Here is a 22,357-nt window from a genome sequence, read left to right as displayed (position 1 = left end):
GGGCGGCTAGCGTCAGCGCATGCAGCAGCCCACTCGGCTCGAAGCGCGGATCGATGCGGCCGCCCGTCGTCTCCTTCTCCGCGCGCCCTCGCGCGGTGTGCCCGGGTTCCTCGTGGAGGCCGCCGTGTTCGTCGCGAAGCAGGCGTGGGCGTGCGTGTTCGGTGCGATCCTGCTCCTGGCGATCGTGGTCGTCCGCACGCTGTATCCCGCCGATCTCGCGCTCAGCCGGAACGATCTGCTGACGATCGTCGCGGTGCTCATCCAGGTAGTGATGATCACGACCCGCCTGGAGTCCGGCAGAGAGCTGTGGGTGATCATGCTGTTCCACGTCACGGGCACGGTCATGGAGCTCTTCAAGACGGACGTGGGCTCCTGGGCCTATGAGGCCGAGGGTGTGCTGCGCCTGGGCGCGGTGCCCCTGTTCAGCGGCTTCATGTACGCGGCCGTGGGCTCCTATCTCGTCCGGGTGCACCGGCTCTTCGACCTGACCTTCACCCGGTATCCGCCGCTGTGGGCCACCGTGATCGTGGCCGGGCTGATCTACGCGAACTTCTTCACGCATCACTGGATGTGGGACGCCCGGTGGGTGCTGACCGCGGCGGTGGTCGCGCTGTGGCTGCCCACGGTAATGCACGCGCGGGTGTGGCGCGCCACGCTGCGGATCCCGCTGCTGCTGCCGTTCGTCGGCGTGGCGCTGTTCATCTGGATCGCTGAGAACATCGGCACGCTCACCGGCGCCTGGCTCTATCCGGACCAGGCGCAGGGATGGCAGCTCGTGTCGGCGTCCAAGATCTCGAGCTGGTTCCTCCTGATGATCATCTCGGTGGTCCTCGTCACCCTGGTCGCCCCGCCCCGGCCACCGGCCCCCGCGCGGTCACGGCTGCGTGGCGATGCCGGCGGCGCGCCCGTCACGGTAGAGTGAGCCACGACAAGTGAAGACGGCCGTACGATGCGTGCGGGAGAGCCCGGTGCACGCAGCCGGGCACCGAAGGAGCAAGCCTCCCCGCCAATCTCTCAGGTACCCCCACCGCAGGCATCCGGCCACTCTGGAAAGCGAGATCGCACGCTGCGATCTCCGCCGACGGTGAAAGCCCCCTCACGGGCGAAGCTCTCAGGCCCATGACAGAGGGGGAGTTCTCGGATGCCCGTGCCGCGGGTGCCCTTCCGACCCACGGGGAGAACTCCATGACCGACGCCCGCTACACCCCGCTCCGCGAGCGCCATGAGGCGCTGGGAGCGTCCTTCACCGACTTCGGCGGCTGGCAGATGCCGGTGCGGTACACCTCGGACCTCGCCGAGCACCACGCGGTCCGCGAGGCCGCCGGGGTGTTCGACATCTCGCACATGGCGGAGTTCACCGTCGACGGAGCGCGCTCCGGCGAGTACCTCGACTACGCGCTGGCGGGGCGGCTGTCCGCGCTGCCCGTCGGCAAGGCCAAGTACTCGCTGCTGCTCGCCGAGGACGGCGGGATCATCGACGACGTGATCGTCTACCGGCTGGCGGAGGAGCGTTTCCTCATCATCTCCAACGCCGGCAACCGGGAGGCCGTGAGCGCGGCGCTGAGCACGCGTTCCGCGCCGTTCGACGTGACGGTGGCCGACGTGTCCGACGACTACGCGCTGATCGCCGTGCAGGGCCCCGCGGCCGAAGCGATCGTCTCGGCGGTCGACGGGATCGAGGACGTCAGCGTGCCCTGGGCCGAGCAGCGGTACTACGCCTGGGCGGACGCCACGTTCCGGGGTGAGTCGCTCCTGCTCGCGCGGACCGGCTACACCGGCGAGGACGGCTTCGAGCTGCTCGTCCCGGCGGCCGCCGCGGCGGCGCTCTGGGACGCGGTCCTCGCTGCGGGCGACGGGCACGGCCTCGTCCCCGCCGGTCTCGCCGCCCGCGACACCCTCCGTCTGGAGGCGGGCATGCCGCTGTACGGCCACGAGCTCACGCGCGACACCAAGCCGGCCCAGGCGGGCCTCGGACGCGTCGTCGTCACCGACAAGGACCGCTTCATCGGCAAGGACGCGGTCGTGCCCGCCGAGGACGCCCGGGTGCTCGTCGGCCTGTCCGCCGAGGGACGCCGGGCCGGGCGCGCCGGCTACCCGGTCGTCACCGAGGACGGCGCCGTCGTCGGAGAGATCACCAGCGGCGCCCTGAGCCCCACGCTCGGGCATCCCATCGCCATGGCCTACGTCGATCCCGCGCTCGCCGCGGGGGAGACCCCCCTGTTCCTCGACGTGCGCGGGACGAGGATCCCCGCGAACGTCACCGCCCTGCCTTTCTACCGGAGGAAGAAATGACCGATCTGAACACCCTGCGTTACAGCGAAGAGCACGAGTGGGTCGCCGCTGAAGGCACCACCGCGACGGTCGGGATCACCGACTACGCCGCCGACAAGCTCGGTGACGTCGTCTTCGTGGAGCTGCCCGCCGTGGGCACCGAGATCACCGCCGGAACCGTCGTGGGCGAGATCGAGTCCACCAAGTCCGTCGGCGAGCTCTACGCGCCGGTGGCCGGCACCGTCGTCGCCGTGAACGAGGCCGTCGTGGACGACCCGTCCCTCGTGAACGCGGCCCCGTTCGAGGGCGGCTGGCTGCTCAAGCTCGAGGTCGCCGACGGCGCCGTCGACGCGCTGATGGACCGCGCCGCCTACGTGGCGCTCACGGAGGGCTGAGGGTGACCGCGTTCGCCGACCGCCACATCGGGACCACCGACGCCGCGCAGCGCGAGATGCTCGCCGCGATCGGCATCGCCGTCGCCGAGCAGGAGCGTCCCGTCGACGCGCTCATGCGCGACGCCGTGCCCGCGTCGATCCGCGACGAGGGCCGCGAGAGCGTGCTGCCGGCCGCCGCCAGCGAGGCGCAGGCCCTGGCGGAGCTGCGCGGACTCGCCGCGCAGAACGTCGTCAACCGCGCCATGATCGGCCTCGGCTACCACGGCACGATCACCCCGAGCGTCATCCAGCGCAACGTCCTGGAGAACCCGTCCTGGTACACGGCGTACACGCCGTACCAGCCCGAGATCTCGCAGGGCCGGCTGGAGGCGCTGATCAACTTCCAGACGATGGTCTCCGAGCTCACCGGCCTGGACACCGCGAACTCGTCGATGCTGGACGAGTCGACGGCCGTCGCCGAGGGCATGCTCCTGGTCCGGCGGGCGTCGAAGGCCGCCTCGAACGTGTTCGTGGTGGACGCGGATGCCCTGCCGCAGACCAAGGCCCTCCTGGCGACGCGTGCCGAGGCGGTGGGGATCGAGCTCGTCGAGCGCGACCTCGCCGGGGGCGAGACGCTGCCGGAGGAGCTGTTCGGCCTGTTCGTGCAGTACCCGGGGGCGTCGGGACGCGTCTGGGACCCGTCGGGCGTGATCGATGCGGCGCACGTCGCCGGCGGTCTCGCCGTGGTCGGTGCGGATCTGCTCGCGCTCACCCTGATCGCCTCGCCCGGCTCGCTCGGCGCGGACGTCGCGGTGGGCACGACCCAGCGCTTCGGCGTGCCGATGGGCTTCGGCGGCCCGCACGCGGGATACATGTCGGTGCGGTCGGGGCTGGAGCGCCAGCTGCCCGGACGTCTCGTCGGGGTCTCGCAGGACGCGGACGGCCACCCGGCCTACCGCCTCGCGCTGCAGACCCGCGAGCAGCACATCCGCCGCGAGAAGGCGACGTCCAACATCTGCACCGCGCAGGTGCTGCTGGCCGTGATGGCCTCGATGTACGCCGTCTACCACGGCCCCGAGGGGCTGGCGCAGATCGCCCGTCGCATCGCCGCGCTGGCCTGGTTCGTCGCCGTCGAGCTGCGCACGTCCGGGGTTGAGGTCGTCCACGACGCGTTCTTCGACACCGTGACCGTGCGCGTCCCGGGCGGCGCGGCCGACGCGGTGGCGCGCGCCCGCGACGAGCACGGGATCCTGCTGCGCCTGGTCGACGCCGACACCGTCGGGGTCACCCTCGACGAGACGACGACCTTCGAGGAGGTGCTCGCCGTGCTCGGCGTCCTGGGCGCGGGGGGCGGGGCGTTCGGGTTCGCCGTCGGCACGAACGACGCCCTTCCGGACGCCCTGCGTCGGCGGGACGACTACCTGACGCACCCGGTCTTCCACGCGCACCGCTCGGAGACGGCCATGATGCGGTACCTGAAGACGCTCGCGGACCGCGACTACGCGCTCGACCGCGGGATGATCCCGCTCGGCTCGTGCACGATGAAGCTGAACGCCGCGACGGAGATGGCGGCCATCACCTGGCCCGAGTTCGCCCAGCTGCATCCGTTCGCCCCCGAGGAGGACGTCCGGGGCTCGCTGGCGCTCATCGATCAGCTCGAGTCCTGGCTCGCCGACGTGACCGGGTACGACGCCGTGTCGCTGCAGCCGAACGCCGGTTCGCAGGGGGAGCTCGCGGGCCTGCTCGCCATCCGCGGCTACCACCACGCCAACGGCGACGCCCACCGCACCGTCTGTCTCATCCCGTCCTCCGCGCACGGCACGAACGCCGCGTCGGCGGTCCTGGCCGGGATGAAGGTGGTCGTGGTGGCGACGGACGAGCAGGGCAACGTCGACCTCGGCGACCTGCGCGCGAAGATCGACGCCCACGCGGACGAGCTCGCCGCTCTGATGATCACCTACCCGTCGACGCACGGCGTGTACGAGCACGACGTCCTCGACATCACCGCCGCCGTGCACGCGGCGGGCGGCCAGGTGTACATCGACGGGGCGAACCTCAACGCGCTGCTCGGCTACGCGCGCTTCGGCGACCTCGGCGGCGACGTCTCGCACCTGAACCTGCACAAGACCTTCGCCATCCCGCACGGCGGCGGCGGTCCCGGTGTGGGCCCCGTCGCGGCCAAGGCACACCTGGCTCCGTTCCTGCCCGGGCACCCCCAGGCGCAGCGCGCCGAGCACGCCGGAGGGTTCGTGTTCGAGGGCGGACCGGTCTCGGCGGCCCCGTACGGGTCCGCCGGCGTCCTGCCGATCTCGTGGGCGTACGTCCGGATGATGGGCGCGGCGGGCCTGGCCGACGCGACGGCCGCGGCCGTGCTGGCGGCGAACTACGTCGCCGCGCGCCTGGAAGGCCACTACCCGGTCCTCTACACGGGCGAGACCGGGCGGGTCGCGCACGAGTGCATCCTCGACCTGCGTCCCCTCAAGGACGCGACGGGGATCACCGTGGACGACGTTGCCAAGCGGCTCATCGACTACGGGTTCCATGCCCCGACCATGTCCTTCCCGGTGGCGGGCACCCTCATGGTGGAGCCGACCGAATCGGAGGACCTGGGGGAGCTGGAGCGCTTCATCGAGGCGATGATCCAGATCAAGGCGGAGGCGGACGCCGTCGCGTCCGGGCGCTGGCCCGCCGACGACAACCCCCTCGTGAACGCGCCGCACACGGCGGCGTCGCTGATCGCGGGGGAGTGGACGCATGCCTACACCCGCGAGCAGGCCGCCTACCCGGTGCACTCCCTGATCGCCGGCAAGTACTGGCCGCCGGTGCGGCGGATCGACAACGCCTACGGCGACCGCAACCTCGTGTGCGCGTGCCCTCCGGTGGAGGCTTTCGCCTGAGCGTGCGCGACCGATCGACGCGGGCCCCGGACACCGTCCGGGGCCCGCGGTGCGTTTCCGTCATGTCACCACTCAGTAACGGTTGATTCACGCGGTTACGGGATCGGCGGGACGGCGGTTACCCTGGGGTATCCCTACGCGCTCGATGACGAGCGCGCAGTTTGCTGTATCAGGTCCACAGGAGGACACAAGTGAAGCGCAACAAGATCGCCCTCACGGGCGTCGCGCTGCTCGCGGCGGGTACCCTCGCGCTCGCGGGCTGCGCAGGTGGTGGATCCGGATCGACCGACAAGGGCGACACCGGAAGCAACGCCAAGGCGGATCCCGACGCCATCATCACGACGAACGGTTCGGAGCCGGAGAACCCGCTCATCCCGACCAACACCAACGAGGTCGGCGGCGGCAAGATCCTCGACGAGATCTTCGCCGGTCTCGTCTACTACGACGCGGACGGCAAGCCGGTCAACGACATGGCCGAGGAGATCGTCACCGAGGACCCGCAGCACCTCACGATCAAGCTCAAGAAGGGCCAGAAGTTCACCGACGGCGAGGAAGTCACCGCGGACAACTTCATCAAGGCCTGGAACGAGGGCGCGAAGGCCTCCAACGCGCACCTGTCCAGCTACTTCTTCGAGGACATCGAAGGCTACAACGCCGAGACCGACTCCCCGCTCACCGGGCTGAAGCAGGTCGACGACTACACGTTCACCGTCGCGCTGAACAAGCCCGCCTCGGACTTCGCACTGCGCCTGGGCTACTCGGCCTACTACCCGCTTCCGGACGTCGCGTTCGAGGACATGGCCGCGTTCGGTGAGAACCCGATCGGCAACGGCCCGTACATGATCGGCGGCGACGGCTGGCAGCACGACGTGCAGATCGACCTCGTCCGCAACGACGACTACCAGGGCGGTCGCAAGGCGCAGAACGGCGGTCTGACGATCAAGTTCTACGCGACGCAGGAGGCCTCGTACGCGGACCTGCAGGGCAACCAGGTCGACGTGATCGACCAGATCCCCGCCGTCTCCCTGCCGACCTTCCAGGACGACCTCGGCGACCGTGCGGTGAACCAGCCGTCGGCCGTGTTCCAGTCGTTCACGATCGGGCAGTTCCTGCCGCACTTCTCCGGCGAGGAGGGCATCCTCCGCCGCGAGGCCATCTCGATGGCCTTCGACCGTGCACAGATCACCGAGACGATCTTCTCGGGCACCCGGACCCCTGCTGCGGACTTCACCTCGCCGGTCATCGCCGGCTGGTCCGACGACATCCCGGGCAACGAGGTCCTGCAGTACGACCCCGAGAAGGCGAAGGAGCTGTGGGCCGAGGCCGACAAGATCTCGCCGTGGGACGGCACCTTCCAGATCGCCTACAACTCGGACGGCGGCCACCAGGAGTGGGTCGACGCCGTGACCAACCAGATCTCGAAGAACCTCGGGATCGAGGCCTCGGGGGCTCCGTACCCGACCTTCGCGCAGATCCGTGAAGAGGTGAACAACCGCTCCATCAAGACGGCTGCTCGCTCCGGCTGGCAGGCCGACTACCCGGGTCTGTACAACTTCCTCGGCCCGCTCTACGCGACGGGCGCCGGCTCCAACGACGGCGACTACTCGAACCCCGAGTTCGACGCCGCCATCAAGGCCGGTATCGGCAACACCGACGCGGACGCTCAGGTCAAGGACTTCCAGAAGGCTCAGGAGATCCTCTTCAAGGACCTGCCGGCGATCCCGCTGTGGTACTCGAACGTGACCGGCGGTTACAGCGAGAACGTGGACAACGTCACGTTCGGCTGGAACTCCGTCCCGCTGTACTACCAGATCACCAAGGCCGCAGAGTAGGTCATGTGTGACGCCTCCGAGGCGGTGACGACGCTCGTCACCGCCTCGGAGGCTGTCTGCGTGCACTGCTCGCGGTCCTCGAGAAGGGACAGCGGATGCTCGGTTACATCCTCAAACGTCTTCTGCAGGTGATCCCGGTCTTCTTCGGGGCCACCCTGCTCATCTACTTCCTCGTGTTCGCCATGCCCGGCGACCCGATCCTCGCGCTCTTCGGCGACCGAACCCCCAACGAGGCGCTCATCGAACGCCTTCGGGAGCAGTACCACCTGAACGAGCCCTTCCTCGTCCAGTACTGGTACTACATCTCGGGCGTCTTCCGCGGCGATCTCGGGATGAGTTTCTCGGGGCGCCCCGTCGCCGACGTGCTCGCCCAGACCCTCCCGGTCACGGGACGCCTCGCCGTGATGTCGATCGGCATCGAGTTCGCCCTGGCGATCGTGATCGGTTCCATCGCCGCCCTGCGCAAGGGGAAGATCTTCGACAACGTCTCGCTGCTGGTGGCCCTGGTCGCCCTCGCGGTGCCGATCTTCGTCGTCTGCTTCCTGGCCCAGTACTTCCTCGCGATCCAGTGGGGCTGGTTCAAACCGACCGTGGGCGCGGACAACGACTGGGGCGGGCTGTGGCTGCCGGCCATCGTGCTGGGCTTCAGCCTGTTCGCCGTGAGCATGCGTCTCATGCGCAGCTCGATGATCGACACGCTGAACCAGGAGTGGGTGCGCACCGCCTACGGCAAGGGACTGCCGCGGCGTCGCGTGATCCCCGTGCACGTGATGCGCAACTCCCTGATCCCCGTGATCACGAACTCCGCGACGAACTTCGGCGTGCTGCTCGTCGGCGCCACCGTCACGGAGGGCATCTTCAACGTGCCGGGCGTCGGCAACACCCTGTTCCAGGCGATCACCCGCGGCGAGGGACCCACGGTCGTGTCCTTCGTGACCGTGTTCGTCATCCTGTACGTGCTGGTGAACCTGGTCATCGATCTGCTCTACGGCCTGCTCGACCCGAGGATCCGCTATGCCTGAGCCCACTTCTTCATCGCACTACGTCGCCCCGGTCGAGACGCAGAGCATCACGGTGGACGCGGTCCGCGTCGCCGAGAAGCCGAGCAACCTGTGGCGCGACGCCTGGCGGGATCTGCGTCGCCGCCCGCTGTTCTGGTTCTCCGCGGTCCTCGCGGTGCTGTTCGTGCTCGTGGCGCTGTTCCCCAGCGTGTTCGCGCAGGTGAACCCTCGCGACTGCGATCTCACCTTCAGCAACGACGGCCCCGCGGACGGACACCCCCTCGGGTTCACCTTCCAGGGATGCGACATCTACGCCCGGGTGATCTGGGGAGCGCAGACGTCGCTCGCCGTCGGCATCATCGCGACGCTGCTCTCGGCCGTCATCGGTCTCATCATGGGCTCGCTCGCGGGGTTCTACGGGGGCTGGCTCGACAGCCTGCTCTCGCGCGTCGGCGACATCTTCTTCGCGATCCCGTACATCCTCGCGGCGGTGGTCGTGATGACGGTGTTCCACGAGTACCGCTCGGTCTGGACGCTCGCGCTCGCGATCGGCGGGTTCGCGTGGGCCTCGACGGCGCGGGTGTTCCGTGCCGAGATCCTCCGCGTCCGGCAGGCGGACTTCGTCATGGCGTCGCAGGCGCTGGGGCAGTCCAAGTTCCGGATCCTGGTGAGCCACGTGATCCCGAACGCCATCGCTCCGCTGCTCGTGGTGTCGACGCTGTCGCTGGCGGCGTCGATCGTGGCCGAGGCGACGCTGTCGTTCCTCGGCGTCGGTCTCGGCAGCACGGTCATGTCGTGGGGCAACGACATCAGCCAGGCTCAGGCCTCGCTGCGCGTCGCCCCGATGGCGCTCATCTATCCGTCGATCGCGCTCACCCTCGCGGTGCTCGCGTTCGTGACCCTGGGCGAGCTCATCCGAGACGCCCTCGACCCGAAGGCGAGGGCTCGCCGATGAGCGCGTCCGTACTGAATCCGGGCGGCGGCCCCGTGCTGTCCGTGCGCGACCTCAAGGTCGCGTTCAAGGGGCAGGACGGCGTCCGCGAGGTGCTGCACGGCGTCAGCTTCGACATGTTCGCGGGCGAGACCGTCGCGATCGTGGGGGAGTCCGGCTCGGGCAAGTCCACCACGGCCACCGCGATCATCAACCTGTTGCCGGGCACGGGCCACGTGACCGCCGGCAGCGTCACGCTGGAGGGGCGGGAGCTCACGACGCTCAGCCGCCGGGAGATCGAGGGGGTGCGCGGCCGGGACATCGGCTTCGTCCCCCAGGATCCGATGGCGAGCCTCAACCCGGTGTGGTCGATCGGCTTCCAGGTGAAGGAGGCGATCCGGGCGAACGGTGTCGCGCACGGACGCGAGGCCGTCAAGGACCGGGCCGTCGAGGTGCTGCAGCAGGCGGGGCTCGCCGATGCGGCCGCGCGTCTGCACCAGTATCCGCACCAGTTCTCCGGCGGCATGCGTCAGCGCGCGCTCATCGGCATCGGCCTCGCGGCCGACCCGAAGCTGCTGATCGCGGACGAGCCCACCTCGGCGCTGGACGTCACCGTGCAGCGCGTGATCCTGGATCACATGGCCCGGCTTACGAAGGAGCGGGGCACGGCCGTGCTGCTCATCACGCACGACCTCGGGCTCGCCGCCGAGCGCGCCGAGAAGATCATCGTGATGAACAACGGCAACATCGTGGAGGCGGGACCCAGCCGGCAGATCCTGGAGGATCCCCAGCACCCGTACACCAAGCGCCTCGTCGCGGCCGCGCCCAGCATCGCCTCGCAGCGCATCCAGGCCGTGGTCGAGGACCGCGGGGTGGAGACGATGCAGGACCTCGCCGACATCCCGCCGACGGTGCGGGTGGCGGGACTCACGAAGGACTACAAGATCCGTCAGGGGTCGTTCCGGAGCATCCCGTTCCGTGCGGTCGACGACGTGTCCTTCGAGATCCCGCGCGGCAAGACCCTCGCCCTGGTGGGGGAGTCGGGCTCCGGCAAGTCCACGGTGGCGAAGATGGTGCTGAAGCTCGAGGAGCCCACCTCCGGCACGATCGAGATCGACGGCAAGGACGTCTCGAAGCTGTCGAACGCCCAGGCGTTCGGTCTGCGCCGCCGCATGCAGCCGGTGTTCCAGGACCCGTACGGGTCCATGGACCCGCTCCGCAACATCGGCAACACGATCGCGGAGCCGCTGAACATCCACGACATCGGAGACACGGCGTCGCGGCGCGAGCGGGTGCTGGAGCTGCTGGACCAGGTCTCCCTGCCGCGGGTGCTGGCGACGCGGTACCCGAACGAGCTGTCCGGCGGTCAGCGTCAGCGCGTGGCGATCGCCCGCGCGCTGGCGCTCAAGCCCGACATCGTGGTGCTCGACGAGGCGGTCTCCGCCCTCGACGTCCTCGTGCAGGACCAGATCCTCAAGCTCCTCGCCGACCTGCAGTCGGAGCTGGACCTGACGTATCTGTTCATCACGCACGACCTCGCGGTGGTCCGCGTCTCCAGCGACCTCGTGTGCGTCATGGAGAAGGGACGGCTGGTCGAGAAGGGGACGGTCGACGAGATCTTCTCCAACCCGCAGGAGGAGTACACCGAGCGGCTCCTGCAGGCGATCCCCGGCGCATCGATCTCCCTGGGAGGCGGCGCGTCGTGAGCGGCGCCTCCCAGCCCGGGGGCGGACGGACCTACCGTTCGCCCCTGGGGCCGATCGTGCTCGCCCTCGTCTCCGCGCTGGCGCTGTTCCTCCTCGGCGACGCCGTGGCGCGGGGCAGCTGGGGGCTCATGCTGCTGTACGCGCCGTGGGTGCTGCTGGCGGTGTGGATCGTCTACGAGATCAGCTTCGTCTCCGCCGTCCGGGTGGACGGCGAGGGCGCGACCGTGCGGAACATGCTGAGGACGACCCGGTTCGGCTGGCGTCGGGTCCGCGACGTGGACCTGCGCTGGCAGCTCGAGTTCTCGCTCGACGACGGGACCAGGGTGTCCTGCTTCGGCGGGCCCGGGCGCTCCCGCCCGCCACGGCAGACCGGCCGGGGCGAGGGGGAGGTCAAGGTTCCCGCGAGCCTGCAGGCGCTGACCGAGATCCGTGACCGGTGGGAGGCGGCGGTCGATGCCGCGCCCGGGCCGGCCGGTGAGGGCGCCGACGCGCCGATCCGCCGCGGCTGGGACCTCCCCGCCGTCGCGGCGCTGGCGATCATCGCGATCTGGGCCATCGCCGCGATCCTCATCGCCTACGCCTGATCCCGGGCGCCTCGCGCGGGTTCAGGCAAACGCGTGGGATCAGGCGTTCATCGCACGCAGGTGCCTGATCTGGCGTGTTCGCCTGATCTGGCGTGTTCGCCTGATCTGGAGTGCTTGCCTGAGCTCGCGTTCCCCGTCCGCGGATTGCCCCCCTCTGCGTGTGCGCTCCGCGCGGGTTCAGGCACACGCGTGGGATCAGGCGTTCATCGCACGTAAGTGCCTGATCTGGCGCGTTCGCCTGAGCCCGCGTCGCGGCATGCGGCGCCCAAGAAGCACCCAGGACTTGCCCAAGAAGCACCCAGGACGCGCCCCAGAATCAGCCGGGAGGCGTCCAGCATGAGCCAGGGCGCGCACCGCGCACGGGGGAGCGGTCAGCCGGGCAGCCCGAACAGGGTCGGCCAGGTCGCGGCGGCCCACGGGTACCCCACGAAGACGGCCGCGTCGATGAGGAAGTGCGCGACGAGGAAGGGCAGGAGCCTCCCGGTCCGCAGGAAGAGCAGCCCGAACAGCAGGCCCATCGCGAGGTTCCCGATGAAGGCGCCCGGCCCCTGGTACAGGTGATAGGTCGCGCGCAACAGGGACGTCGCGGCGACGATCGCCCAGGGGGACCAGCCGAGCTGTCGCAGCCGGGCGAAGAGGTAGCCCAGCACGACGAACTCCTCCTCGATCGAGGCGCGCGCCGCCGCGAGGAGCAGGACCGGCACGGTCCACCAGTACGCGGACTGCGCGCCCGGGTCCACGGCGACGAACAGTCCCATCATCCGACCCACGAGGTACAGCCCGAGCCCCGGGATGCCGATCGCGAGCACGAGGCCCGCGCCCAGGCCCGCGTCACGGCCGATCCCCGTGCCGTCCAGCCCCAGCGCGCCCAGATGCGGACGACTCGTGCGCCACAGGAGGAAGCAGACCAGGAGCACGGGGACGACCGAGAAGGCGATGCCGAGGACCTGATAGACGAGATCGAACACCTCGCGGTCGCTGCGCGCGGGGTTGAGCGTCGCCGTCTGGTCCCCGAGGGGCGTCTCGGAGGTCAGCCGGTAGAGCAGCTGCACGATCGCATACACCGCGGACTGGCCGAGTCCGAGGGCGAGCACGATCCCGATCTCCGCCCACAGCCGTCCGCGGGTCTCGGGCACGGGCGCGGCGCTCAGGCTCATGACGACCGATCGTACGCGGATCGCCCCGCCCTCGCGTTCAGGCGCGGTTCAGAGCCGGCGCCGGCGCGTGCGCTATCCTGGAACGTCGCCCCTTCGAACGGATCAGGGACGGCGCTGCCACCTCCCACCTTCCTCTTCTTAGGACTTTCTGCATGGCGCACGCCCTCCGCCCCGATCTCCGAAACGTCGCGATCGTCGCCCACGTCGACCACGGCAAGACCACCCTCGTGGACGCGATGCTCCGCCAGACCGGTTCGTTCGGCGAGCACGCTCACGTCGAGGAGCGCGCCATGGACTCGAACGACCTGGAGCGGGAGAAGGGCATCACGATCCTCGCCAAGAACACGGCGATCACCTACAACGGCGCCCACACGGACGTCCCGGTGACGATCAACGTCGTCGACACGCCGGGGCACGCCGACTTCGGCGGCGAGGTGGAGCGCGCGCTGTCGATGGTGGACGGCGTCGTGCTGCTGGTGGACGCGAGCGAGGGCCCGCTCCCGCAGACCCGCTTCGTCCTGCGCAAGGCGCTGGAGGCCAAGCTCCCCGTCATCCTCCTCGTGAACAAGACGGACCGCCCCGACGCGCGGATCGCCGAGGTCGAGGAGGAGGCGCACGACCTGCTCCTCGGACTCGCCTCCGACCTCGTGGACGACGTACCCGACCTCGATGTCGACGCGCTCCTCGACGTTCCGGTGGTGTACGCGTCCGGCCGTGCCGGCGCCGCCTCCGCGAACCGCCCGGAGAATGGCACGCTGCCGGACAACGACGACCTCGAGCCGCTGTTCGCCGCGATCCTGAAGCACGTCCCGGCCCCGTCGTACGACGACGAGGCGCCGCTGCAGGCCTGGGTCACGAACCTCGACTCGAGCCCGTTCCTGGGCCGGCTCGCGCTGCTGCGCATCTTCAACGGCACCCTGAAGAAGGGGCAGACCGTCGCCTGGGTGCGCCACGACGGCTCCCACTCGAACGCCCGGATCACCGAGCTGCTGATGACCAAGGCCCTGGAGCGGTATCCGGCCGAGTCGGCGGGTCCCGGCGACATCGTCGCGATCGCGGGCTTCGACCAGATCACGATCGGCGAGACGATCGCGGATCCGGAGGACGTGCGACCGCTTCCGGCCATCACGGTCGACGACCCGGCGATCTCGATGACGATCGGCACGAACACCTCGCCGCTGGTCGGCAAGGTGAAGGGCCACAAGCTCACGGCGCGGATGGTCAAGGACCGTCTGGACCGCGAGCTCATTGGCAACGTCTCGCTCAAGGTCGTCGACATCGGCCGCCCGGACGCCTGGGAGGTGCAGGGCCGCGGCGAGCTCGCGCTGGCGATCCTCGTGGAGAACATGCGTCGCGAGGGCTTCGAGCTCACGGTCGGCAAGCCCCAGGTCGTCACCCGCAAGAGCGCGGACGGCAAGGTCCAGGAGCCCTACGAGCACCTCACGATCGACGCCCCGGAGGAGTACCTCGGCGCGATCACTCAGCTGCTCGCTGCCCGCAAGGGGCGCATGGAGGGCATGACGAACCACGGCACCGGATGGGTCCGCATGGAGTTCATCGTGCCGTCGCGCGGGCTGATCGGCTTCCGCACCGAGTTCATGTCCGTGACCCGCGGCACCGGCATCGCGAATGCGATCTCGCACGGTTACGACGACTGGGCGGGACAGATCGTCGCGCGCGCGTCCGGCTCGATCGTCGCCGACCGCGCCGGCGTCGTCACGCCGTTCGCGATGATGGCGCTGCAGGAGCGGATGAGCTTCTTCGTCAACCCGACCGAAGAGGTCTACGAGGGGATGGTCGTCGGCGAGAACACCCGCGCCGACGACATGGACGTCAACATCACCAAGGAGAAGAAGCTCACCAACATGCGCTCCTCGACGGCGGACGAGCTGGAGAAGCTCACGCCGCCGCGCCAGCTGTCGCTGGAGGAGAGCCTGGAGTGGGCCCGCGACGACGAGTGCGTCGAGGTGACCCCGGAGAAGGTGCGCATCCGCAAGGTGATCCTGGACCAGACGATCCGCGCGCGGGAGACCGCCCGCCAGAAGCGCCAGGACGCGAACGCCTGATCCCGGCCGGGCGCGCTCGTCAGCGCTGTTCGGAGATCAGCACGGCGATCGTGCCCGGCGCCAGCGCTTCGAAGACGTGCGGCGCGTCGCCGCGGTAGCGGAGATAGTCGCCCGGCGCGAGGGTCTCCGGCGCTTCCGCGGGGCCGAGCAGCGCCGACCCGGCGACGAGCACGACGTGCTCGGTGGTGCCGGTGCGGTGGGGGAGGGAGCGCCGCGGCTCTCCCGGCTCGGCCTGGATGAGGTAGAGGTCGCGCCGGGCCGAGGGCGGGCACACGGACAGGATCGTCGCGGAGTAGGGGGCGTCCGAGGACGGCACCCGTGCCGCGCCGCCGAGGTCGGCCAGGCGCACCAGCGTCGGCTGCTCCGCAGGCCGGTCGACGAGATCGGCGAACGGGATGCCGAGCGCGTCCCCGAGGGCCCACAGCGTCTCGACGCTGGGGTTGCCCGCACCGCCTTCGAGCTGGGACACGGTGGCCTTCGAGACCCCCGCGCGCCGGGCGAGCTCGGACACCGAGAGGCCCGCCGCCTGGCGTTCCTGCCGCAGGGCCGTGGCGATACGCTGACGAAGCTCCATGTGGTCAGTATCGCAAACGATCGTTCATCTTGACGATCAGCCGGCGGGTGTTCAGAATGGTGGACATGCGTTCAGCAGGGCGAACATCGGGAGACCCGGCCTCCGCGGAGGAGCGCGACGAGGTTCGCCTCGCGCGCCGGGAGGGCCTCGGCGTCGTGATCGCCACGAGCGCGTACGGCGTCTCGTTCGGGGCGCTGTCGGTCGCCTCGGGCCTGGACATCTGGCAGACCTGCGTGCTGAGCCTGGTGATGTTCACCGGGGGCTCCCAGTTCGCCTTCGTCGGTGTGGTGGGCGCCGGTGGCCTGGCGGCGCTGCCCGCCGCGATCGCATCCGCGGTGCTCCTCGGCGTGCGCAACGTCGCCTACGGCATCCGGATGTCCCCGGTGATCGGCCGGGGCTTCGCGCGGCGGGCCGCGGCGGCGCACTTCACGATCGACGAGTCGACCGCTGTCTCTCTCGCGCAGAGGTCCGAGCGCGCGCGCCGCGCGGGATTCTGGCTGACCGGCATCGGCGTGTTCGTCGGGTGGAACCTCACGACCCTCGTCGGCGCGCTCCTCGGCGACGTCCTCGGGGATCCGAAGACGTGGGGGCTGGACGCCGCCGCGGCTGCGGCCTTCCTGGCCCTCCTGTGGCCGAGGCTGCGCCAGCGCCAGGCGATCGCGGTCGGCGTCGCGGCCGCGGTCGTCGCCACGGCGCTCACGCCGGTCCTGATCCCCGGGCTCCCCGTCCTCGTCGCGGCCGCGGTCGCCCTGATCGTCGGCTGGTTCAACTGGCTCGCCCCGCCCGGCGACGCCGCCGCCCGCCCCGAGTCGGGAGCGAGCGCATGACCCTGTGGAACGCCATCCTGCTCGCCGCCGTCGTCTGCTACGGCCTGAAGGCGATCGGGTACCTCGTGCCGCCGCGGGTGCTGGAGGCGCCCCGCCCGGCGCGCATCAGCGACCTGCTGACGGTCGCGCTGCTGGCGGCGCTGGTCGCCGTGCAATCGCTGGCCGTCGGGCAGGCCGTCGTCGTCGACGCGCGGGTCCCCGCCGTGCTGGTCGCGGCCGGCCTCCTGTGGCTGCGGCAGTCGTTCCTGGTGGTCGTGTTCGCCGCGGCGGCCACGGCGGCGCTGCTGCGGCTGGCCGGCCTGGCCGCGTAGGGCAGCCCGTGCGTCGGCGACAAGGCCGCGCATAACCGGGCGGACTAGGCTCGTCCCGTGCCTGAGAACTGGATCTCCCGCGTGCTGTCGTGGGTCGGAGTGCTGGTGGTCGGAGCCGTGTTCGGGCTCGCGACGACGATCGCCCACGGGTCGGAGCTCGGCCCGATCCCGATCGGCATGATCATCGGCCCGATCGCCTGCGCCGCCCTGCTCGTGGCCGTCCGCGCCCTCACCCGCGACCGCTGGGCCGCGCTCGCGGCCGGGATCGGGATGCTGGCCGCCGTCCTCCTGATCTCGGGTCGCGGTCCCGGGGGATCGGTGCTCGTGCCGGACGACCTGCGCGGACGCATCTGGGGCTACCTGATCGCCGGGCTGGTGCTCGTCATCGTGGCGTGGCCCGACCTGTCCCGGCTTCCGCGGGCCGCCGTAACCCGCCGACCCGACGCGGCCGGCGATCGCGCGCGCGACGTAGACTGAAACCGTGACGTATGTGATCGCCCTCCCGTGCGTCGATGTCAAGGATCGCGCCTGCATCGACGAGTGCCCCGTTGACTGCATCTACGAAGGGGAGCGCTCGCTGTATATCCACCCGGACGAGTGCGTGGACTGCGGTGCGTGCGAGCCTGTCTGCCCGGTGGAGGCGATCTACTACGAGGATGACCTGCCCGACGAATGGCAGGACTACTACAAGGCGAACGTCGAGTTCTTCGAAGAGGTCGGGTCTCCGGGCGGCGCCGCCAAGGTCGGCGTGATCCACCACGACCACCCGATCATCGCCGCTCTGCCGCCGCAGGGCGACGCCGCCCACTGATGTCGGTCCGCGATCTGGCCGACTACCCCTGGGACGCGGTCGCCCCCTTCCGCGAGCGGGCGGCAGCGCATCCCGACGGGATCGTGGATCTGTCGATCGGATCGCCGATCGACCCGACGCCCGAGATCATCCGTGCGGCGCTCGCCGAGGCGACCGACGCGCACGCCTACCCCCAGACCGTGGGGACCGCGGAGCTGCGCGAGGCGATCGTCGACTGGTACGCCCGGCGGCGGGGCGTGCCGGACCTGAGGCCGGACAACGTCCTGCCCACGATCGGTTCCAAGGAACTCGTCGCGCTGCTGCCGACCCTGCTCGGGCTCGGCCTGGGAGACCGGGTCGTCCACCCGCGCGTCGCCTACCCCACGTACGAGGTCGGGGCCCGCGTCGCGGGGGCCACGCCCGTTCCGGCGGACGACCCGGCCGAGTGGCCCGAGGGGACCCGCCTGATCTGGATCAACACCCCCGGCAACCCCGACGGCCGCACCTGGACGCGCGACGAGCTCGCCGCGGCCGTGCGCCGGGCGCGGGAGCTGGGTGCGGTCCTCGCCAGCGACGAGTGCTATGCGGAGCTCGGATGGGACGGCCCGTGGGCGAGCGAGCCCGTGCCGTCCGTGCTGGATCCTCGGGTCACCGGAGGCACCCGGTCGGGACTGCTCAGCGTGTACTCCCTGAGCAAGCAGTCGAACCTCGCCGGCTACCGCGCCGCGTTCGTGGCCGGCTGCGCCCGTGTCGTCGGCGATCTGCTGGCGGCGCGCAAGCACCTGGGCCTCATGCCGCCGGCACCGGTCCAGCACGCGATGGCCGTCGCTCTCCGCGACGACGAGCACGTCGCGGCCCAGAAGGAGCTCTACCGTGAGCGCCGCGACCTGCTGCTGCCGGCGATCCAGGCGGCCGGCTTCCGCGTCGACGGCTCGGAGGCGGGGCTCTACCTCTGGGCGACGGAGGGCCGGGACGCCTGGGAGTCGATGGAGCGCCTGGCGGGACTCGGCATCCTGGGCGGCCCCGGCGCGTTCTACGGCGACTTCTCCGCCGAGCATGTGCGGCTGTCGCTCACCGCGCCGACCGAGCGCGTGGCCCGCGCCGCCGAGCGCTTGCGCGCGTCGACCCCGTGACCCGCGGGGCGTCCGGGGTGATTCTGTGGCAACCCACGACGGATCCGTGCATCCCTTGTCGGGTGCCACAGTAGGCTCTCACCCGCACTAGGCTGTAGGGGCGATTCGGCTGTGCATCGGCCCCGGCGCGCCACCCGTGCGTGTTACCGGCATCGCCCTCGACGAACAACCCGCAAGGAGGTCCGCGTGAGTGCAGCGGCAGATCGGCCCACGACGGCGACTCTGACGATCGGCGGCACGACGGCCGAGTTCCCGGTCCTGCAGGCCACGGCCGGGCACGACAGCATCGACTTCTCGACGCTGACCCGCCAGACCGGGCACACCGCCCTGGACTACGGCTATGTGAACACCGCGTCCACGAAGTCGGCCATCACCTTCATCGACGGCGACGAGGGGATCCTGCGCTATCGCGGCTATCCCATCGAGCAGATCGCGAAGAACTGCACCTACCTCGAGGTCGCCTGGCTGCTCATCTACGGCGAGCTGCCGTCGGCCTCGGAGCTGGCCGAGTTCGACGAGAAGATCCGCCGCCACACCCTGCTGCACGAGGACCTGAAGCACTTCTTCTCGGCTCTGCCCCACACCGCCCACCCGATGTCGGTGCTGTCCTCGGCGGTCGCGGCGCTCTCGACCTACTACGAGAACGAGACGGACCCGCACAACCCGGAGCACGTCGAGCTCAACACGGTCCGCATGCTCGCGAAGCTGCCGGTGATCGCCGCGTACGCGCACAAGAAGAGCGTGGGGCAGGCGTTCCTGTATCCGGACAACTCCCTGAGCTTCGTCGACAACTTCCTGAAGCTGAACTTCGGCGTCCACAGCGAGCCGTACGAGCTCAACCCGGTGATGTCGAAGGCGCTGGAGCTGCTGCTGATCCTGCACGAGGACCACGAGCAGAACGCCTCGACGTCCACGGTCCGGCTCGTCGGCTCGACCGGGGCGAACCAGTTCGCCTCGATCTCCGCGGGCATCCAGGCGCTCTCCGGCCCGCTGCACGGCGGCGCCAACGAGGCGGTCCTCACCATGCTCGGGCAGATCCGCGCGTCCGGCGAGAGCGTCCAGCGGTTCGTCGAGCGGGTGAAGAACAAGGAGGAGGGCGTCAAGCTCATGGGCTTCGGCCACCGGGTCTACAAGAACTACGACCCGCGCGCCAAGCTCGTGAAGGAGGCGGCGGACGAGGTCCTCGCCGAGCTGGGTGTGACCGATCCGCTCCTGGACCTGGCGAAGGAGCTCGAGGAGATCGCCCTCGCCGACGACTACTTCCGTGAGCGCCGCCTCTACCCCAACGTGGACTTCTACACCGGCGTCATCTACAAGGCCATGGGCTTCCCGACCCGCATGTTCACGGTGCTGTTCGCGATCGGGCGCCTCCCGGGCTGGCTCGCGCAGTGGCGCGAGCTCCAGAACGACCCGCAGACTAAGATCGGCCGCCCCCAGCAGCTCTACACCGGATCGGCGGAGCGGGCCTTCCCGACCCGCTGACGACGACGCGCGACGGCCCCGGCAGGATCCCTCCTGTCGGGGCCGTCGCGCGTCGTGCCGTCAGGCGGCCTCCGCAGCCGCCGGCTGGGCGACGGCGTGCCCGGAGGCGCGGACGGCGGGGTCCGCGTCCGCTCTGCGCTCGTCGCGACGTCGCGCCGGCACCAGCGCCACGAGCCCGGCGGCGGCCAGCGCCACGACGCCGATCGTGATCCACGCGGCGGCGTACCCGGATTCGAAGGGGAGGCCCTCCGCGTCGACCGAGCCGAACACGATCGCGGTCATCAGCGCGGAGCCGATCGCGGAACCGATCGAGCGGAGGTTCGCGTTGACCCCGGTCGCGACGCCGACGCTGCCCAGCGGCACGCTCTCGACGATGATGCTGGCCATCGCGGCATAGGCCATGCCGCCTCCGGCGCCGAAGACGGCACCGAGGACCGCCAGCTGCCACACCGCGCCGTGCAGGGCGACGGCGCCGAGGATCGCGAGCCCCATGACGGCCGTGCCGAGCACCAGCTGGCGCCGGAGCGGAAGCACCCGGCTCAGCGGCCCCGTCGCGAATCCGGCGGCCGACATGCCGACGAGCAGCGGAAGCAGGACCAGTCCTGCCTGCTCCGCACCCAGGCCGAACGCCCAGCCGGTGGAGGCGGGGACCTCCAGGAACATCGGCAGGTATCCCCAGAACCCGAACATCGCGATGCCGATGAGGAGGGCGCCGACGTTGACCGGCCAGATCGTGCGGTGCAGGAGCAGGCGGATATCGACGAGCGGCTCGGCGGATCGGAGCTCGGCGAGGACCCACGCCGCGAGCAGGCAGAGCGCGAGCGCGAAGAGACCCAGGGTGAGCGGGCTCGCCCAGCCCCAACGGGAACCTGACGACAGCGGGAGCATGAGGGCGACGAGCCACCCGGACAGGAGGGCGGCGGAGACGAGGTTGATGCGTCCGGCGGCACGCACCCCGCCGGACGGCACGGCCCGCAGGACCGCGACCGCTGCCGCGAGCGCCACGACGAGAGCGACGACGAACAGCGCCCGCCAGCCGAGCGCAGCGGCGACGGGGCCGGCGAGCACCGTGCCCGCCGCTCCGGCGATCCCGAACAGGGCGCCGACCGCGCCGATCGCGCCGGTGAGCCGCTCCGGCGGCTGCGTCTCGCGGAGCAGGCCGAACCCCAGGGGGAAGAGCGCGCCGCCCACGCCCTGCAGCACGCGTCCGACGAGGAGGATCTCGAGACTCGGCGCCAGGGCGGCGACGAGATCGCCGACGGAGATGACGGCGAGGACCACGAGGGTGAGCGTCCGCCGCCCGCGCAGGTCTCCCACCCGGCCGAGCAGGGGGGTGGCGACCGCGGCCGCGATGAGCCATGCGGTCATCGTCCAGGCGACGGCATCGGAGCCCACGTCGAGGTCGTCCTCGATGAGCGGCAGCACGGGGATGACGAGGTTCTGGAGCAGGGCCATGGAGCCGATGCTCAGGGCGATCGCGGCGAAGGCGCGGCGTGGGGTCGACATGGAGGGTCCTCCGGTGGGGTCGAGGGGGAGCGCGGATGGCGCGAAGGGCGAACGCGCGGACGGTCGAGCGGTTCGCAGTCGAGCGGTAAAATGGAAGGAGGACTCCGAACGGAGGCTGCCTCCGTTTTTACGGTAGTGGAGGTGTCCTCCGTTTTGCAACCCCGAGATTGGCGACCCATGAGCACCGCGACACCTCGTGTCACCGCGCTGGAGGAGCGACGACCCAAGCGTGCGGACGCCGCACGGAACTTCGACGCGCTCATCGAGGCCGGCAGGGCCGAGTTCGCCGAGCGGGGCGCGGAGGCGTCTCTGGAGGACATCGCCCGTCGCGCGGGCGTCGGGATCGCGACGCTGTACCGCAATTTCCCGACGAGGGACGACCTCATCGAGGCGTTGTACGTCACGGAGGTGCTCGCGCTCGCCGACGCGGCGGAGGACGTGGCCGGTCTGGATCCCTGGCCGGCGCTGGAGGCGTGGCTGGACCGCTTCATCCGTTACGTGGGGACGAAGCGCGTGCTCCTGGAGGGGTTCAACCGCGGCTCGCCGATCCTCGTCGAGTGCCGGGGGATCATGGTCTCCGCCGCGGAACCGCTGCTCTCGCGGGCCCGGGCGGCGGGGGAGATCGCCGCGGACGTCACGATCCTCGACGTCATCAAACTGGTCTCCGGCGTCGCCGCCGTCGCCTACGACGACGACGCGCAGAGACAGCGGGTGCTGGCTCTCGCGATCCGCGCGATCCGGAGCTGAGGCGGACCGGAGCGGACCGCCTCAGCCTCGAAACCGATCCGGGATCAGCGTCCGGCGGTGCCGTTCGCGCTGCGGGGCCGACGCCGACGCCGTCGAGAGGGCGCACCGTTGTCCCGTCCGCCCTCGGCGGGCGCGGCGACGCGGGCACCCGTTCCGTGACGCGGCGCC

The 22,357-nt window shown here is 70.6% G+C and carries 20 protein-coding genes and 2 riboswitches; of the genes, 17 read left to right on the top strand and 3 right to left on the bottom strand.

The annotated features are described in order from the left end of the window. Positions 1 to 19 precede the first annotated feature (19 nt). The 9 genes from MR1_RS12850 to MR1_RS12810 all read left to right on the top strand — a co-directional run bounded on the left by MR1_RS12850 (position 20) and on the right by MR1_RS12810 (position 11,596). The gene (locus MR1_RS12850; RefSeq protein WP_067247394.1) at positions 20 to 922 is read left to right on the top strand and encodes a DUF817 domain-containing protein; all 903 of its coding nucleotides are present in this window, start codon (positions 20 to 22) and stop codon (positions 920 to 922) included. Positions 923 to 946: 24 nt separating this feature from the next. Then, positions 947 to 1,040, top strand: a riboswitch (glycine riboswitch). Beyond that, positions 1,041 to 1,136, top strand: a riboswitch (glycine riboswitch). It begins immediately after the preceding riboswitch. Between the two features lie 49 nt (positions 1,137 to 1,185). Then, positions 1,186 to 2,292 carry a glycine cleavage system aminomethyltransferase GcvT gene (gene gcvT, locus MR1_RS12845; protein ID WP_067247391.1) on the top strand — a complete coding sequence of 369 codons (1,107 nt, stop codon included), beginning with the start codon at positions 1,186 to 1,188 and terminating at the stop codon, positions 2,290 to 2,292. Continuing rightward, positions 2,289 to 2,666 carry a glycine cleavage system protein GcvH gene (gene gcvH, locus MR1_RS12840; RefSeq protein ID WP_067247388.1) on the top strand — a complete coding sequence of 126 codons (378 nt, stop codon included), beginning with the start codon at positions 2,289 to 2,291 and terminating at the stop codon, positions 2,664 to 2,666. Before gcvT ends, gcvH begins: the two co-directional genes overlap by 4 nt. A 56-nt stretch (positions 2,667 to 2,722) precedes the next feature. Continuing rightward, positions 2,723 to 5,542 (top strand): aminomethyl-transferring glycine dehydrogenase, encoded by a 2,820-nt coding sequence (gcvP, locus tag MR1_RS12835; protein WP_067247424.1) that lies wholly within the window; start codon positions 2,723 to 2,725, stop codon positions 5,540 to 5,542. Between the two features lie 191 nt (positions 5,543 to 5,733). Continuing rightward, positions 5,734 to 7,374, top strand: coding sequence for a peptide ABC transporter substrate-binding protein (locus tag MR1_RS12830; protein ID WP_067247384.1), 1,641 nt, complete (start codon positions 5,734 to 5,736; stop codon positions 7,372 to 7,374). 95 nt (positions 7,375 to 7,469) lie between these two features. Then, entirely contained in the window at positions 7,470 to 8,396 is a 927-nt protein-coding gene (locus tag MR1_RS12825) for an ABC transporter permease (RefSeq protein ID WP_067247380.1), read from the top strand. After that, positions 8,389 to 9,330: an ABC transporter permease gene (locus MR1_RS12820; protein ID WP_067247377.1), complete on the top strand. Its 942-nt coding sequence runs from the start codon at positions 8,389 to 8,391 to the stop codon at positions 9,328 to 9,330. The genes MR1_RS12825 and MR1_RS12820 overlap by 8 nt, the downstream gene beginning before the upstream one ends. Continuing rightward, positions 9,327 to 11,012 carry a dipeptide ABC transporter ATP-binding protein gene (locus tag MR1_RS12815; protein WP_067247374.1) on the top strand — a complete coding sequence of 562 codons (1,686 nt, stop codon included), beginning with the start codon at positions 9,327 to 9,329 and terminating at the stop codon, positions 11,010 to 11,012. Before MR1_RS12820 ends, MR1_RS12815 begins: the two co-directional genes overlap by 4 nt. Next, positions 11,009 to 11,596 (top strand): PH domain-containing protein, encoded by a 588-nt coding sequence (locus MR1_RS12810; RefSeq protein ID WP_067247371.1) that lies wholly within the window; start codon positions 11,009 to 11,011, stop codon positions 11,594 to 11,596. The genes MR1_RS12815 and MR1_RS12810 overlap by 4 nt, the downstream gene beginning before the upstream one ends. A 371-nt stretch (positions 11,597 to 11,967) precedes the next feature. Here the strand turns inward: MR1_RS12810 and MR1_RS12805 are convergent, their stop codons facing one another. Further along, positions 11,968 to 12,753: a CPBP family intramembrane glutamic endopeptidase gene (locus MR1_RS12805; protein ID WP_067247368.1), complete on the bottom strand. Its 786-nt coding sequence runs from the start codon at positions 12,751 to 12,753 to the stop codon at positions 11,968 to 11,970. A gap of 152 nt (positions 12,754 to 12,905) precedes the next feature. Here MR1_RS12805 and typA point away from each other — a divergent pair, with 152 nt between their 5' ends. Then, a complete protein-coding gene (gene typA, locus MR1_RS12800) occupies positions 12,906 to 14,819 on the top strand; it encodes a translational GTPase TypA (protein WP_067247364.1) in 1,914 nt (637 codons plus the stop codon). 19 nt (positions 14,820 to 14,838) lie between these two features. Here the strand turns inward: typA and MR1_RS12795 are convergent, their stop codons facing one another. Further along, on the bottom strand, positions 14,839 to 15,393 hold the full coding sequence (locus MR1_RS12795) for a helix-turn-helix domain-containing protein (RefSeq protein WP_067247361.1): 555 nt from the start codon (positions 15,391 to 15,393) through the stop codon (positions 14,839 to 14,841). A gap of 65 nt (positions 15,394 to 15,458) precedes the next feature. On the opposite strand from MR1_RS12795, the gene MR1_RS12790 reads away from it, so the two are divergent. The 6 genes from MR1_RS12790 (at position 15,459) to MR1_RS12765 (ending at position 19,936) form a co-directional block, all read left to right on the top strand. Beyond that, the gene (locus MR1_RS12790) at positions 15,459 to 16,220 is read left to right on the top strand and encodes an AzlC family ABC transporter permease (protein ID WP_067247422.1); all 762 of its coding nucleotides are present in this window, start codon (positions 15,459 to 15,461) and stop codon (positions 16,218 to 16,220) included. Further along, the gene (locus MR1_RS12785; protein ID WP_067247359.1) at positions 16,217 to 16,531 is read left to right on the top strand and encodes an AzlD domain-containing protein; all 315 of its coding nucleotides are present in this window, start codon (positions 16,217 to 16,219) and stop codon (positions 16,529 to 16,531) included. The genes MR1_RS12790 and MR1_RS12785 overlap by 4 nt, the downstream gene beginning before the upstream one ends. A 57-nt stretch (positions 16,532 to 16,588) precedes the next feature. After that, positions 16,589 to 17,008, top strand: a complete 420-nt coding sequence (locus MR1_RS12780) for a histidinol dehydrogenase (RefSeq protein WP_157518165.1) — start codon at positions 16,589 to 16,591, stop codon at positions 17,006 to 17,008. 4 nt (positions 17,009 to 17,012) lie between these two features. Then, the gene (gene fdxA / locus MR1_RS12775; RefSeq protein WP_067247353.1) at positions 17,013 to 17,342 is read left to right on the top strand and encodes a ferredoxin; all 330 of its coding nucleotides are present in this window, start codon (positions 17,013 to 17,015) and stop codon (positions 17,340 to 17,342) included. After that, positions 17,342 to 18,454 (top strand): succinyldiaminopimelate transaminase, encoded by a 1,113-nt coding sequence (dapC, locus tag MR1_RS12770; protein ID WP_067247349.1) that lies wholly within the window; start codon positions 17,342 to 17,344, stop codon positions 18,452 to 18,454. Before fdxA ends, dapC begins: the two co-directional genes overlap by 1 nt. Before the next feature lie 186 nt (positions 18,455 to 18,640). Further along, a complete protein-coding gene (locus tag MR1_RS12765) occupies positions 18,641 to 19,936 on the top strand; it encodes a citrate synthase (RefSeq protein ID WP_084344629.1) in 1,296 nt (431 codons plus the stop codon). A gap of 60 nt (positions 19,937 to 19,996) precedes the next feature. Here MR1_RS12765 and MR1_RS12760 read toward each other — a convergent pair whose 3' ends face one another. Further along, entirely contained in the window at positions 19,997 to 21,442 is a 1,446-nt protein-coding gene (locus tag MR1_RS12760; protein ID WP_067247346.1) for an MFS transporter, read from the bottom strand. A gap of 177 nt (positions 21,443 to 21,619) precedes the next feature. Between MR1_RS12760 and MR1_RS12755 the strand changes: the two genes are divergently transcribed. Beyond that, positions 21,620 to 22,189 (top strand): TetR/AcrR family transcriptional regulator, encoded by a 570-nt coding sequence (locus MR1_RS12755; protein WP_067247343.1) that lies wholly within the window; start codon positions 21,620 to 21,622, stop codon positions 22,187 to 22,189. Positions 22,190 to 22,357 lie beyond the last annotated feature (168 nt).

It is taken from the genome of Microbacterium resistens NBRC 103078 (genome assembly GCF_001552355.1).
Lineage (GTDB): Bacteria > Actinomycetota > Actinomycetes > Actinomycetales > Microbacteriaceae > Microbacterium > Microbacterium resistens.
Note: the sequence above shows the minus strand (reverse complement) of the source record. Positions and strands in the feature narration are given on the sequence as shown.